Origin of the sequence: Methylobacterium platani (assembly GCF_001653715.1) — a bacterium.
Taxonomy (GTDB): domain Bacteria; phylum Pseudomonadota; class Alphaproteobacteria; order Rhizobiales; family Beijerinckiaceae; genus Methylobacterium; species Methylobacterium platani.
Genome location: NZ_LWHQ01000074.1, coordinates 39,967 through 52,238, shown reverse-complemented (window position 1 = coordinate 52,238; position 12,272 = coordinate 39,967). Strand labels below are relative to the sequence as shown.

Sequence of the window (12,272 nt, the reverse complement as noted above, 5' to 3'; positions counted from 1 at the left end):
CCCCAGAGGATCGCGACGCGCATGGTCAGAACCGGGCCTGGAGGCCGATCTGCACGTCGCGGCCCGGCGCAGAGGTGCCGCCGCCACCATTGTAGAAGCGCAGGTCGGCCAGCGTCGGCTGCTGTCCGGCGATGGCGATGAAGAGCGGGTGGTAGTTCACGTCGAACAAGTTGCGCACCTGCGCGAACAGCTTCACTCCCGGCATCACATCGACCTCGCCGCGCAGGTTGACCAGCACGAACGGGTCCTTGCGCCAGATGTAATCTCGGTACGGCTCCGCCGCTGGCACGCGCAGGTTCTCCTCGGTGTTGTACCAGACCGGGCCGTTCAGCACGCCTTGGACCTGGATTGTCCAGGGATACCGGATGCCGGCCTGCCCGAAGCGGGTGCCGAGCGCGAGCTGGTACTCGTAGACCCGCTCGACCCGATATGTATTGGCCGTCGGCACGGCACGCGCGCCCTCGTCCTTCATGTCGAAGTTGTAGTTGCCATTGGCATAAGCCCGCCAGTGCCACACCCCCGGCTCCCAGCCAATGGACCGGATCATGTCGGTCTCGTACTGGACCTCGATGCCCCGGATGACGACGTCACCTGGATTGTTGATATAGTCCGATGTATTGGAATTCGCGCCGCGCGAGCGGGTGGTGATGCGGTCCGAGATGATGTTCTGGAACAGTGCCACGTCGAGCCGGGACGCGCCATGAGTCAGGGTCGTGCCGACCTCGACCTGCTCGCTCGTCTCGGGGCGGATGGCCGGGTTGCCGAAGATCCGGCCGCCGCCGAAGGTGTTGTAGTCCGCCGCGATCTCCGTTGCCGTTGGTGCGCGGAAGCCCGAGGAGGCACCGACCCGGAACGCGGCCCAATCGGTCGCCTTGTAGGTGGCGCCGACCGAGTAGGTCGTGGCTTCGTAGGGCCGCGCGCCGTTGATCTGGCCGGTCAGGTAGGGAGTAAAATCGAAGCTTGTCGTGCCGTAGGTCTGGCGCACGCCGGCGCGCAGCACCAGCCGGTCGTCGAGCAGGCGCTGCGTGTCCTCCAGGTAGAGGGCGTGGAACTGGTCGGTCTGGTTGTTGTCCTGCGGTGAGACCTGGGCGAGAGGATTCCCCGGCACGCCGGCTCGTAAGCGGTCCGAGCGGAGCCGGCTCGTTTCCCAATCCCAGCCGAGCAGCACGTCGTTGCCGGAAAACAGGTTGAAGCGCGGCTGGAAGCGGGTGCCGAGGATGTCGAGGTCGCGGGTGTTGAAGTCCGCGCGGGTGCCCGGCACCGGCAGCCCGGTGCCACCGCGCTGGATCGGCGAGGCCCACTTGAAGCGGTCCTCGTCGGTGACGCTGTAGACCTGCGCGAACAGGCTCGCCCGGCCATCCTCGGTTCGTCCGGTATAGCTCGCGTCGAAGGAGCCGTTGATCCGGTCGTCGCGGCTATAGAGGTTGCCGCCGGAGCCGCGGAACCCGACACCGTAGATCCCGTCCGTGCGCAAAGTGAATTCGACGCGCTGGTTCGGGTCGATCTGGAGGCCGAGCGCCCCAGCGATCCCCATGCGGTTCCACTGGGTGTTGGCCATGCGGTCGCCGGAGCCACCATAGTAATCGTCGCGCTTGGCGCCCGAGACGCCGAGATAGTAGTCGAACGGCCCGACCACGCCACCGGTCTGAGCGCGTCCCTGGGCGAGGCCCCAGACGCCGCCGATGCCCTCGACCAGGGTGCCGGGCGCGGTCCGCCCGGTCTTCAGGATGATGTTGATCACGCCGCCGATGTTCTGGCTGCCGTAGATCACCGAGGAGGGACCGCGCACGATTTCGATGCGCTCGACATCTGCGATCGAGAGCTTGGACAGGTTGGCGGTGCCGGCGCGCCGGCCGTTCATCAGTACCAGGACCTGGCTGCGGAAATCCTTGCCCTGGCCGTCGGTGGCGCCACCACGGATGTTGATCGAGGTCTGGCCCGGGGTCCATTCCGAGAAGAAGCCGACGGCGTTCTCGGCGAGAACGTCGGTGACGGACTTGCCCGTGGAGTTCTCGATCATCGTGTGGTCGATGACCTGCACGGTGCCGGCGATTTCGGAGCGCGGCTCCGGCCGGCCGGTGGCGGTGACCACGATCTCGTCGAGGCGAAGGTTGGCCTGGTCCTGTGCGAAGGCGAGAGCCGGCAGCACGCATCCGCTCGCCAGCGCGAGCATCCGGAGATGGCGGGGCATCACGAGTTTGTCCTCCATACGAGAACGGCCGAGCTGCGCGGGACGCTGAGGCGATGGCCGCCGGGAACCGGCTCGGCCTGGGCCGCGAGATGGCCGGACAAGGCGGGCCGGCGCGGGTCGTCGGCCTCCCAGCCGAGCCGGCTGGCGAGGTAGGCGGCGATCCCCGGCACGCTCGGCACGATCGCCCGGAAGGTCCAGTCGACCCGGGCGACGATCGCCGGATGGTCGGCTCTCGGCAGGTGTCTCAGGACGATGTCGACGCCCGGGGTCTCGTCCTCGCCGTGCCATTCGCGTGGCAGGCATCCGGCGAGGCAGAGACTGCGGGGACCGTTCTGCGCCGGGACCAGCCAGACCACGTTGCGTCGCGCCCAGGCGCGGCAGCGCGCGAGAAACGGGGCTGCCTCGGTGAGGGGGCCCGGCATGTTGGCCGCGAGCACCGTGTCGGCGAACCCGGCCGCCAGGTCGGCGTCCCGCCACGCCGCCGGTACGAGGACCGGCGGCGGCACGAGCGCCTGCAGGCGGGCCTGCATGGCCGGCGCCGGCTCGATCGCGGTCCAGGCGGCGTCGGGGTCGCGCAAGGCTGCACCGAGTTGGCCGCCGCCGGCTCCGACATCGAGGAGATCGCCGACGCGCGGAAGAGCCGCCCGCAGCAGCGGGGCGATCCGCTCGACGTAGTCGGATGCGTCGATGCCGGAGGCATACAGCTCGAGCGGGTCGATCCCGTCATCGACGATCTCGGGCGGGCGCGATGGCGTGCCAGGTTGTCCTGAGATGCGTTCCAAGTCCGATGGTCCTTCCCCGAACCGTCATGAGAGAGGATCGCAGGGGGATGACCGAGGACGCGAGGCATGCGCGGCCGAGCACCGGCAGCGCATGTGCGCGACCCGCCGGGACACCCCGCCCACGAGACGAAACAGGGTCAGGGCAGGTCTCCTGGCTCGCGGGTCGCCGCCATCCGTCCGGCCTTCCCGGTGCTCGTGCACCAGTGACCCTGCTCGACGGATGGCTCACCGCTTACAGTTGCGGGGACAGCTCCGGCCTGGGCGCATGGCGCGCCGCACCGGATTCCCTCTTAGCCCGCCATCCAGGGGATGACGGGAACCTTGACCGATGTCGGTCGTCGGGGATCGTCCACCCTGCTGTCAATCGCAGTCGCGTCTCCCAACGGATGACGGGCCGGATCGACTCCCGTCTGTTGCCATTGTGTGACAGACCGTGTCTGTCGCGGAACGATGCCGGGTCCGACGCTCAACGGGCGAAGACGCCTGGGCGATTATCTTCCTCCGCTCACGATCCCCAGACCGGGAACGGATCGTCGAGCCACTTCTGCGCCTTCGTCAGCCCCGTCGTGACGCTGCCGACAAGACAGGGATTGAGGGCGGAGCGGATCGCCCCCCTCGTCCATGTCCGGGCCGCCGATGAACACGATCTCCTGGCGCCGGTTGCCCCAGCTCGGGCTCCAATGCCGGCGCATTAGGGACGCGAATTCCTCGCTGGTGGGCCAACGCGCCTTCGGCACGGCGGCCCACCAGGAGCCGAGGCCTTCGGTGCGGGTGATCTGTCCGGCGATCGAGAGCGCGCCGATCCAGTCCGGGCGCGAGGCGATCCAGAAATGCCCCTTGGCCCGGATCACGCCCGGGAAGCCGCGCTCGACGAGATTGTAGAACTTGCGCGGGTGAATGGGCGGCGGGCCCGGAACACGAAGCTGCGAATACCGTATTCCTCGGTCTCCGGTACGTGCTTGGCGAAGTCGAACAGTTCGCGGTACCAGAGCGGATGAGTCTGCGACCGCTCATCCCTGTAGAGACCGGTTTCCAGCACCTCCGCCAGGGCTAATCGGCTATGGCTAGCCGGGACGATGCAGGCATCGGCATTGAGCCCGCGCACGACTTGGATGACCCGGACGCGCTCCTCGTCCGTGACGTCGTCGGCCTTGTTGACGACCACGACGTCGGCGAACTCGATCTGCTCGACCAAGAGGTCGACCAGGGTCCGGGCATCCTCCTCCCGGGCCGTCTCGCCGCGGTCGCGTGGGAAGTCGCGCGAGTCGTAATCCTTCATCAAGTTCACCGCGTCGACCACGGTCACCATGGTGTCGAGCCGCGCGACATCCGACAGGCTCGCGCCGGTCTCGTCGCGGAAGTCGAAGGTTGCTGCGATGGGTGGTCAGCCCCCACGAGGTGGCCCGAGTGGAATGTTAGTGGACCGTGGGCCTTTCCACCACGGGTAGCTTGGCCGGCGGAGCCGGTCGGGCGAGCGCAGCCGGCCAAGCGGTTAAGGCTGGCACGAATACCTCTGGGGCCGGCGGGCGATAGCCGAGCGAGGCGTGCGGCCGAACCCCGTTGTAGTGCCTCCTCCAGCTCTCGATCAGGATCTGCGCCTCTCGCAGAGAGTAGAAGATCTCTCCGTTCAGCAGCTCGTCCCGTAGCCTCGCGTTGAAGCTCTCGATGTAGCCGTTCTCCCACGGTGAGCCAGGCGTGATGTAGGCCGTCTTCCGTCGGCTCAAAGCCATACTTCAGGGCGGACCATTCCGACGGGGGCTGACCAGGAGCGGGACCTGTACCAAAATTCCCATGGTGGGACTGGAGAGGCCCCGCGCATGACCCTTCGGGGCGGCGGGAGGGGGGGAGCGGGACCTGTACCAAAAGTCTCATGGTGAGACTCAGGGGCCCCCCCTTTGCGCAGGAATCGACCGGGTGAAGATGTGATGACTGGCGGTGAAGCCTTTCGAGCCAAGCTCCTGACCCGCGACGCGCTCGACGCGTCGGTCTCGGCCTACCTCGCCGACCCGTCTCAGCCGGTCGTGCTGGAGATCGGCGACAAACGCCTCGACGTCGCCGCGGCCGTCCTCGCGCACAAGTGGTCGACCGACGAGCTTGCCGTCGAGGATGCGACGCCGGAGCGAAGGCGGCAGGCGGTAAGGACGGCGGTGCTGGTGGCACCGGTGGGGTAAGGGCTCCGCTCCCAGGGCCTGCACCAGGCTCGCGCAGCCTGCGACCTAGGGTAAAAACCGATCAGCTTGACCGTTGTGAACAGCAGCTTTCGACCCTTTTCGGACTTAGAGCCATGCCCTAGACATCGAGCATTCGGTCTCGGCGGTATGGTATCTGTGATGCTTGGCCCAACCCTCGATACACCCCGTCTCGTTCTCAGACCGCCAACGGCGGACGATCTGGAGGCGTGGATCGCCCTAATGGGTGATGCCGAAGCTACCCGCTACCTGGGAGGGCCAAAGCCTCGATCAGTGGCGTGGCGAAGCCTCTCTACCTACGTCGGCGCATGGGTTGTGCGTGGGTTTAGCAACTTCTCGATCATTGAGAAGGACACGGGCCATTGGATCGGTCACGCTGGGCCCTGGCAACCCGAGGGCTGGCCTGGACCAGAGGTCGGCTGGTCATTGGCTCGTTCGGCATGGGGAAAGGGTTACGCTACGGAGGCGGCGGGAGCCTGCATCGATTGGGTGTTCAACTATCTCGGGTGGGAAGAGGTCATCCATATCATCGACCCGGAGAACCATCCTTCGATCGCCGTGGCAAAGCGGTTGGGATCTCGAAGGATCGGCCCAACCATGCTCCCAGCGCCGTTCGAGGCATCCACCGTTGAGGCTTACGGCCAGAGCCGCATGCATCGCGCTTAAGGGCTGCTTTCCACCGAGGCTGTGTGAAAACGCCCTGATCTGCTAAGCTTTCTCCCGATCTGAGGAGGTCGGGATGGCCCGCTTCATCGCCGGTGATGATCGTCGTCAGAGCACGCTCCTGCCTGATTGCCTTGATGATTACGTGACAGCGGATAACCCGGTCCGCCTCGTCGAGGTCTTTGTTGACGAACTCGATCTTGCCACCCTCGGGTTTGCCAGAGCCGTACCTGAGGCGACTGGCCGTCCAGCCTATGATCCGGCGACGCTTCTCAAGATCTACCTCTACGGCTACCTCAACCGCGTCCCGTCGAGCCGCCGTCTCGAACGCGAGACCCAGCGCAACATTGAGCTGATGTGGCTGACCGGCCGGCTGATGCCCGACTTCAAGACCCTGGCCGACTTTCGCAAGGACAATGGATCCGCGATCCAGGCCGTTTGCGCACAGTTCGTCGTCCTCTGTCGTCGGCTGAACCTGTTCAGCAAGGCGGTCGTTGCGATCGACGGGAGCAAATTCAAGGCTGTCAACAATCGCGACAAGAATTTTACTGCGGCCAAGGTCGAGGCGCGTCTGGCTCAGGTCGAGGCGAGCGTCGCCCGCTATCTCGCGGCCCTGGACCGAGCCGACCGCCAGCCAAGTGATATCGCCGAGGCACGAACGGCGCGGCTCACCGAGAAGATCACAGCTCTGCGCGAGCAGATGAAAGACCTGCAAGCCATGCGTCAGCAGGTCGAGGAAGCACCTGACCAGCAGATCTCGTTGACCGACCCCGATGCTCGCGCGATGGCGACCCGCGGCAAGGGAACTGGGATCGTCGGGTACAATGTTCAGGCGGCCGTCGATACTGAGCACCATCTGATCGTCGCCCATACCGTGACCAACATCGGCAACGACCGCGCCCAGCTCGTTCCGATGGGGCTCCTGGCCCAAGAGGCGACGGGATGCCCCACACTCACGGTGCTGGCCGACCGGGGCTACCTCAACGGCGATCAAGTTCTGGCGTGTGAAGGCACTCGCCTCCTGCCGTGCGTGCCCAAGACCCTCACCTCGAACCACGCCAAGCGAGGCCTCTTCACCGGACAAGACTTCATCTACGACGCCGAGAAAGACCACTACACATGCCCCGCCGGCCAGCATCTGACCAAGGGGGCTGCCCGGTCTGACCGCCAGTCCGGTGATGACGCCATGGATCCCTACAGTAATCCGACGGCTTGCTCGAATTGTGAGCTCAAACCTCGCTGCACGCCAACGAAGGCGAGGCGGATCAAGCGTTGGGTGCATGAGGGCGTGCTCGATGCCATGCAGGAGCGGCTCGATAGGATGCCGGAGGCGATGCTGATCCGTCGCCAGACCGTCGAGCATCCGTTCGGCACGATGAAGGCCTGGATGGGGGCGACGCACTTCCTGACCCGAACACTGGCGAAGGTCAGAACCGAAATGAGCTTGCAGGTTCTGGCCTACAACATGAAGAGAATGATCCAGATCCTCGGGGTTGGAGCGCTGATCACGGCGATCCGGGCGTGAGCCGACCTGTGCACGCGAGTTCGCTGCAAGGGCTCACTCACCTGCCCATCCACCAAAACCGCGTTCTCACACAGCCTGCACCCTCAACGGCCCTTCGGACGGTCGAGCTGATTGGGTTTTGACCCCGGCGGGCCTGGAGGCACCAGTCCTACGCCTACTCCCTCGCCGCCTCGGCACGCCGCTCCGCAATCAGCTCGTCGACCACACTGACGCCCTCGGGAACGAACCCCCGGACGAGTGCCTGGATTTCGGCGATCACCGCGTCGCGCGAGCGAACCCGGAGTACGCCCTCGACCACATCCAGAACAACGGTGTCGCCGTCCTGGAGCCCGAGCTCGTGCAGCAGGTCGGCGGGAATGGCGATCCTACCGCCCTCGTGGATCGTGGCGGAATGCGAGGCCATGCCAGTGCCCTCCCGGTCAGCGGATCACCTCGACCGACAAGCCAGGGATCTCCAAGCTCGCCCAGGCGCGATCCGTCGTCATCACCGGCACGCCGAGCTTGATCGCCAGAGCCATGCAGGTGCGGTCGCCAAGCCCACTGCCATGCTGGCGTGTCGCCTCGGTCAGGAAGGCCGCGCGAAAGGCTGCGTCGCGATCGTGGGCGTGCAGGTCGAGGCGCAGCTCACGAACCATCTCCTCGATCACAGGCCGCGTCAGGCCGCGCAGGAGCAGCGCCTTCACCAGCTCCTGGAGGTTGACGGTCGACATGGCGGCTTGGCCAACTCGGCTCGCCACCGCGTCCGCTCCTGGCTCACCCCGCAGCAGGGCGACCACTGCCGAGGTGTCGAAGACGACATTGCTCATACCTTGGCATCCTGCCCATCGGCGTCATCTTCGCGCCGCTCGTCGAGGAAGGCAGCCGAATCCGCATCCTGCGTGGCATGCTCGCGATAGAGGGCTTGCAGCTTCGAGACCACATTCTTGATCGGCGATAGGCGTACCTCGGTGCCATCGACGGTGACGATGATGCGCGTCTCGCCTGTGATACCCATGGCATCGCGGACAGCCTGTGGCAGAAGCATGCGGCCATTTGCAGCCAGCTTCACATCGGTAACGAGCGTCATGGAATGGCTGTTTCTCTCAAGGGGAGAAGGGCATCGTATCAGGTAGGTAAGGAAATGTCATTTTTATCGAAGTGACATTCAATGCCACCGGTATGAGTGGTTCTGGAGTCGGTCATGCCCGAATGGCGGCGGCGCACGGCAGTCTCAGAGGAGCATAATGACAACCGATTTTGAGGCATCAGATTGCTACCGATAATAGCGTCTATCGGACCTAATTAGTGGATCGTTAGGGTGCGATCGGTTAGGGTCCGCCCATGGACCTCGACCGCGCCGACCCGCCCCCTGAATCCCTCCACGAGGCGCCGGCCTTGCCGGTCCCGCTCGCCGCAGCGCTGCCGCCGGCCGACGAGATCCTGATCGAGCGCGTGGAGGCGCACGCCCGCGCCGCACACGGTGCCTTCGCCGACAACACGGTGCGGGCCTTCGCCGCCGACAGCCGGATCTTCGCCACCTGGTGCCGAGAGACCGGTCGGACCATGCTGCCCGCAACTCCCGAGACGATTGCCGCCTTCATCGACGCCCAGGCCGTAGTGAAATCGCGCGCCACGGTCGAACGCTACCGCTCGTCGATCGCCGCACTGCACCGGGCCGCAGGCCTGCCTAACCCCTGCACCGACGAGATCGTCCGGCTCGCGATCAAACGGATGAACCGCACCAAGGGCCGACGCCAGAAGCAGGCCGAGCCCCTCAACCGCACCAGCATCGACCGCATGCTCGCCACGAAGGCGACCGAGCGCCTGCATCGGCGGGTGTCGGAAGGTGAAGGCGGATCCCCGCTGATCGCTCTGCGCAACACCGCCCTCGTGGCGGTCGCCTACGACACGCTGCTGCGCCGTTCCGAGCTCGTCTCCTTAGATATAGGGGATCTGGAGCGTGGCGCCGACGGCTCGGGCACCGTGCTCGTGCGGCGGTCGAAAGCCGACCAGGAAGGCGAAGGCGCGATCAAGTACCTCGCCCCCGACACCATGGGCCATGTCGAGGCCTGGATCGCCGCGGCCGGGCTTGAGAGTGGGCCGCTGTTCCGGCCGCTGACCAAGGGCGGCAAGGTCGGCGCGCGCGCGCTCGGTGACAGGGACGTGGCGCGGGTGTTCCGAGCGCTGGCTGCGGCGGCCGGCTTGAAGCTCGGACGCCTCCCCTCTGGGCACTCGACCCGCGTCGGAGCGACCCAGGACATGTTCGCGGCTGGCTTCGAGCTGCTCGAGGTAATGCAGGCCGGGTCTTGGAAAACACCGACCATGCCGGCCCGCTATGGCGAGCGCCTACGCGCACAGCGTGGTGCCGCCCGGAAACTCGCGACACTACAGAACAGGGCATAAGATGCGTGTTTTGTGCTCCTAATATCAAATTTAAGCATTGGCCTGTCTCCCGCGGAGCAGCTAAGTCTGCAGAGGGACGAAGGCTGTAAGAAGCGCAATCTCCGAGTCGGCTCACACCATGCAGGCACCGAACGCGAAAAAGGGAGGCTTTTCAGCCTCCCTTTTCGTATTCTTGCCACCCGCTTCGCGGCCTCCCGATACTTTCCCCTTATGGGTATGACCTCGGGACACGGTGCCAGCACGGACCTGCAAGGTTTTTAGGCCTTGCCTCATATTTAACGACCCTGAGGTTGATACAAGGTCGTGGATCGCTCCAGTGGCCTGTATCTAAGCGCCCCAACGCGCCGGGTCAAGATAACGATCTTGGCCTTACACACCGCTGAGAAAGCACACACACGCGACCTCGGCACCGAGCCGGCTCTGAAGGATCTCCCTCACAGCTAGGAGCGATGACCCGCTCGCGAACAGGTCATCCACGACGAGAATGCGCGTGCCCCGAACCTCCGGCGGATCGCCGGTCAGCGCAAAAGCGCCAAAGAACTGGCGCAGGTTAACGTCGAGGTCCTTAGCCTGGTAGATCGACGCCGGGTCCATCTGCTCCCACGCGTGCAGCTGAGAGGTGAAGTCCCGTTTCAAGCCAGGACGCATTTTCGGGGGGGCGGCGCGCGCCTCTACCAGGAGCTCGCCGACCTGTCTCTTGCACAGGAATGAGGGTTCGAGAAGCGGTGCTCCAGACGCCGCCGACACGAGCGCAGCGAAGCGAGCGCAGAACGGTGAGGACGATGGGATCGGCATGCAGTGGTCAAAACCCTGCAGATCCCCACTCACCTTCGCAAGGATACGCTCCGCGCGCGTCAGGAGCTGCTGCTCCCAGAACGGCATGATGGAGTATCCCCGTCGCCCCTTCAGCGCGTGCATCAGGGGATTGCCGTCGTCGCGGCGGTCACCTTTCCGGTTGCGGCTGAAGACGTGGGTGAGCCAGATACCCTTCAGTCGCCCATGAGTCGGGTTCGCTTCTATCGACGTATCGACACCATTCTGGTGAGCGTCGTTGACCGTCACGACCTTCGTAGCCGACACCTCAATGCCCATACCGGTCTTTCACGCCTCGTGCTCTGGAACCCGTAGGCGCTCAGGTGAGGCAAGCCGCTGGACGGTCCATTATGAGCTAATATCTGTAGGCTTGTCCGATCCTACGCAAGAGCTCCGACGTGCGGCGATCCTCCCACGCTGGCTACGGCTTTTCGAAGTGGGAGGCCGTGTCAAAGAAAGTCTCAACAGCCTTTTTCGTCAGATTTTTGTTGTTGAACCAATGGTACTTGAAGGTTCTAATGATCTGTCTACCGCCAAGCTTGTCGTACTCGTTGATCTCGCGTGGCATGCGAAGACTGAGATACGCACGTCGTATCTCCGAGCTCGATCCCAGATGAGCTGGCCGATTGGATGGGATGATGTTGAAATCCGCAAATTTTCTGTCAGGCGTCAGCATGTACTGGATGCAATGATCGTTTCCATAGCTTGCCGGCAATCTGATTGACTGCGCCCGTCGCGCCAGCATCGCGGCCTCGGCCTTCAAGGACCCGAGGAACGAGTCGGTCTCCATTGCCCAGAAGAACCAGTCCGGATCGCTCACGATGATCTGCGGCAGTGTCTTGCCCTTCTCCTTCCACTTGCCGAAATTAACGATGCTCCACATGGTACACCTTCTCGATCTGCCGCATGCAACGAGGGATGCCGCCTCGAACCCGTTACGTCGATGGCCTATTCGTTCGCTGACGGACTACCGTTCGATCGAGAATGCGGCGGTTAATTTTTAGTTTTCATCGCAATTGTGGACCGCTGAGCTTCCTCTTGAGCTTAGTGCTATGCAAAAACTGATACTCTTTGTCGAAAAGGAACCCGTTTCGCCTCGCATATTCGATCAACGATTCGTTTGCGTTCGCGGAAGGATCGTCGCGGATCCTTTTCAAGCCGTCAAAGAGGTTGCCGGTGTCGATCCCCAGAAACCGGTTGATGCAGACGTTTCCAACATAGGTCTCGCTTCGCGTGAGACGGTTGCGAATGTAGCAGTGCTCGAAAATCTGCTGCCCGCATGGGCAATGGTCAGGCTCATCGCTCATCTCGACGTACATCAGATCCCACTCTGATCGCGCCGCGTTGAACTCTTGCGCGACGGAGCGGGGCAGTATGTGAGCCTTCAGTCGTTCGAAATTGTGCCCTTCCATATGCGCTTCCTTCTCCCCTTCGGATGCTGGCACAGTTTCAGAGTGTGGACGATACCCAGTTTGCAAGCTCACGCTTCTGGTACGACAGGAGGGTCAGGTCAGCGACGTAAGGTAGGCCAGCCCGCAGTTGTCCGACGAAGAAAGGATGGCGCCTGCCGCCCTTGCGGTCGGCACCGCGGCTCTCGTCGCTTTGCTCCCCAAGCCCCGTAGAATGGGTCTTGGCCCTATGGGGTGTCGATCCGCTGGCGGAGCGGGTTCCGCGTTGCTAGTCCCACCATAAGCCGCGCCGGGGACGCACGAGGTGCGCGGCGTTCG

General features: G+C 64.3%; 14 protein-coding genes, 1 pseudogene and 1 riboswitch. Of the genes and pseudogenes, 4 read left to right on the top strand and 11 right to left on the bottom strand.

Annotated features, from left to right (window positions below):
- Nucleotides 1-25: 25 nt before the first annotated feature.
- The 5 genes and pseudogenes from A5481_RS28590 to A5481_RS28570 form a co-directional block, all read right to left on the bottom strand.
- Nucleotides 26-2,191, bottom strand: a complete 2,166-nt coding sequence (locus A5481_RS28590) for a TonB-dependent receptor (protein WP_053082440.1) — start codon at nucleotides 2,189-2,191, stop codon at nucleotides 26-28.
- A complete protein-coding gene (locus A5481_RS28585) occupies nucleotides 2,191-2,973 on the bottom strand; it encodes a hypothetical protein (RefSeq protein ID WP_053082439.1) in 783 nt (260 codons plus the stop codon). Before A5481_RS28585 ends, A5481_RS28590 begins: the two co-directional genes overlap by 1 nt.
- Before the next feature lie 124 nt (nucleotides 2,974-3,097).
- A riboswitch (cobalamin riboswitch) is annotated at nucleotides 3,098-3,312 on the bottom strand.
- A 152-nt stretch (nucleotides 3,313-3,464) separates the two neighbouring features.
- Entirely contained in the window at nucleotides 3,465-3,824 is a 360-nt protein-coding gene (locus tag A5481_RS35970) for a CobW C-terminal domain-containing protein (protein WP_064504457.1), read from the bottom strand.
- Nucleotides 3,821-4,309, bottom strand: coding sequence for a CobW family GTP-binding protein (locus A5481_RS35965; RefSeq protein WP_425339750.1), 489 nt, complete (start codon nucleotides 4,307-4,309; stop codon nucleotides 3,821-3,823). Before A5481_RS35965 ends, A5481_RS35970 begins: the two co-directional genes overlap by 4 nt.
- Before the next feature lie 79 nt (nucleotides 4,310-4,388).
- Nucleotides 4,389-4,685, bottom strand: a pseudogene (locus A5481_RS28570) (integrase core domain-containing protein); the annotation flags it as partial.
- 213 nt (nucleotides 4,686-4,898) lie between these two features.
- Between A5481_RS28570 and A5481_RS28565 the strand changes: the two are divergent.
- The 3 genes from A5481_RS28565 to A5481_RS28560 all read left to right on the top strand — a co-directional run bounded on the left by A5481_RS28565 (nucleotide 4,899) and on the right by A5481_RS28560 (nucleotide 7,350).
- Nucleotides 4,899-5,144, top strand: coding sequence for a hypothetical protein (locus tag A5481_RS28565; RefSeq protein ID WP_048435186.1), 246 nt, complete (start codon nucleotides 4,899-4,901; stop codon nucleotides 5,142-5,144).
- 147 nt (nucleotides 5,145-5,291) lie between these two features.
- Nucleotides 5,292-5,828 (top strand): GNAT family N-acetyltransferase, encoded by a 537-nt coding sequence (locus tag A5481_RS35960; protein ID WP_082173232.1) that lies wholly within the window; start codon nucleotides 5,292-5,294, stop codon nucleotides 5,826-5,828.
- A 73-nt stretch (nucleotides 5,829-5,901) separates the two neighbouring features.
- Nucleotides 5,902-7,350 (top strand): IS1182 family transposase, encoded by a 1,449-nt coding sequence (locus tag A5481_RS28560; protein ID WP_048435185.1) that lies wholly within the window; start codon nucleotides 5,902-5,904, stop codon nucleotides 7,348-7,350.
- A gap of 154 nt (nucleotides 7,351-7,504) precedes the next feature.
- On the opposite strand, the gene A5481_RS28555 is transcribed toward A5481_RS28560, so the two are convergent.
- From A5481_RS28555 to A5481_RS28545, 3 genes are read right to left on the bottom strand one after another with little or no spacing between them, the layout of a single operon-like run.
- The gene (locus A5481_RS28555) at nucleotides 7,505-7,753 is read right to left on the bottom strand and encodes an AbrB/MazE/SpoVT family DNA-binding domain-containing protein (RefSeq protein WP_048435184.1); all 249 of its coding nucleotides are present in this window, start codon (nucleotides 7,751-7,753) and stop codon (nucleotides 7,505-7,507) included.
- 16 nt (nucleotides 7,754-7,769) lie between these two features.
- Nucleotides 7,770-8,156: a type II toxin-antitoxin system VapC family toxin gene (locus A5481_RS28550; protein ID WP_048435183.1), complete on the bottom strand. Its 387-nt coding sequence runs from the start codon at nucleotides 8,154-8,156 to the stop codon at nucleotides 7,770-7,772.
- Entirely contained in the window at nucleotides 8,153-8,416 is a 264-nt protein-coding gene (locus tag A5481_RS28545; protein WP_048435182.1) for an AbrB/MazE/SpoVT family DNA-binding domain-containing protein, read from the bottom strand. Before A5481_RS28545 ends, A5481_RS28550 begins: the two co-directional genes overlap by 4 nt.
- Before the next feature lie 254 nt (nucleotides 8,417-8,670).
- Here A5481_RS28545 and A5481_RS28540 point away from each other — a divergent pair, with 254 nt between their 5' ends.
- Nucleotides 8,671-9,732: a tyrosine-type recombinase/integrase gene (locus A5481_RS28540; RefSeq protein WP_048435181.1), complete on the top strand. Its 1,062-nt coding sequence runs from the start codon at nucleotides 8,671-8,673 to the stop codon at nucleotides 9,730-9,732.
- Between the two features lie 369 nt (nucleotides 9,733-10,101).
- On the opposite strand, the gene A5481_RS28535 is transcribed toward A5481_RS28540, so the two are convergent.
- From A5481_RS28535 to A5481_RS28525, 3 genes are all read right to left on the bottom strand, one after another.
- The gene (locus tag A5481_RS28535; protein ID WP_048435180.1) at nucleotides 10,102-10,824 is read right to left on the bottom strand and encodes a phosphoribosyltransferase family protein; all 723 of its coding nucleotides are present in this window, start codon (nucleotides 10,822-10,824) and stop codon (nucleotides 10,102-10,104) included.
- Between the two features lie 142 nt (nucleotides 10,825-10,966).
- A complete protein-coding gene (locus A5481_RS28530) occupies nucleotides 10,967-11,428 on the bottom strand; it encodes a hypothetical protein (protein WP_048435179.1) in 462 nt (153 codons plus the stop codon).
- A gap of 124 nt (nucleotides 11,429-11,552) precedes the next feature.
- The gene (locus A5481_RS28525; protein ID WP_048435178.1) at nucleotides 11,553-11,957 is read right to left on the bottom strand and encodes a hypothetical protein; all 405 of its coding nucleotides are present in this window, start codon (nucleotides 11,955-11,957) and stop codon (nucleotides 11,553-11,555) included.
- Between the last annotated feature and the right edge of the window lie 315 nt (nucleotides 11,958-12,272).

Bases quoted from the DNA above. Each gene is read 5' to 3' on its own strand.
- A5481_RS28545 (WP_048435182.1), bottom strand. From the start codon at position 8,416: ATGACGCTCGTTACCGATGTGAAGCTGGCTGCAAATGGCCGCATGCTT.
- A5481_RS28560 (WP_048435185.1), top strand. From the start codon at position 5,902: ATGGCCCGCTTCATCGCCGGTGATGATCGTCGTCAGAGCACGCTCCTG.
- A5481_RS28555 (WP_048435184.1), bottom strand. From the start codon at position 7,753: ATGGCCTCGCATTCCGCCACGATCCACGAGGGCGGTAGGATCGCCATT.
- A5481_RS28525 (WP_048435178.1), bottom strand. From the start codon at position 11,957: ATGGAAGGGCACAATTTCGAACGACTGAAGGCTCACATACTGCCCCGC.
- A5481_RS28550 (WP_048435183.1), bottom strand. From the start codon at position 8,156: ATGAGCAATGTCGTCTTCGACACCTCGGCAGTGGTCGCCCTGCTGCGG.
- A5481_RS28590 (WP_053082440.1), bottom strand. From the start codon at position 2,191: ATGCCCCGCCATCTCCGGATGCTCGCGCTGGCGAGCGGATGCGTGCTG.
- A5481_RS28535 (WP_048435180.1), bottom strand. From the start codon at position 10,824: ATGGGCATTGAGGTGTCGGCTACGAAGGTCGTGACGGTCAACGACGCT.
- A5481_RS35960 (WP_082173232.1), top strand. From the start codon at position 5,292: ATGGTATCTGTGATGCTTGGCCCAACCCTCGATACACCCCGTCTCGTT.
- A5481_RS28530 (WP_048435179.1), bottom strand. From the start codon at position 11,428: ATGTGGAGCATCGTTAATTTCGGCAAGTGGAAGGAGAAGGGCAAGACA.
- A5481_RS28540 (WP_048435181.1), top strand. From the start codon at position 8,671: ATGGACCTCGACCGCGCCGACCCGCCCCCTGAATCCCTCCACGAGGCG.
- A5481_RS28565 (WP_048435186.1), top strand. From the start codon at position 4,899: ATGACTGGCGGTGAAGCCTTTCGAGCCAAGCTCCTGACCCGCGACGCG.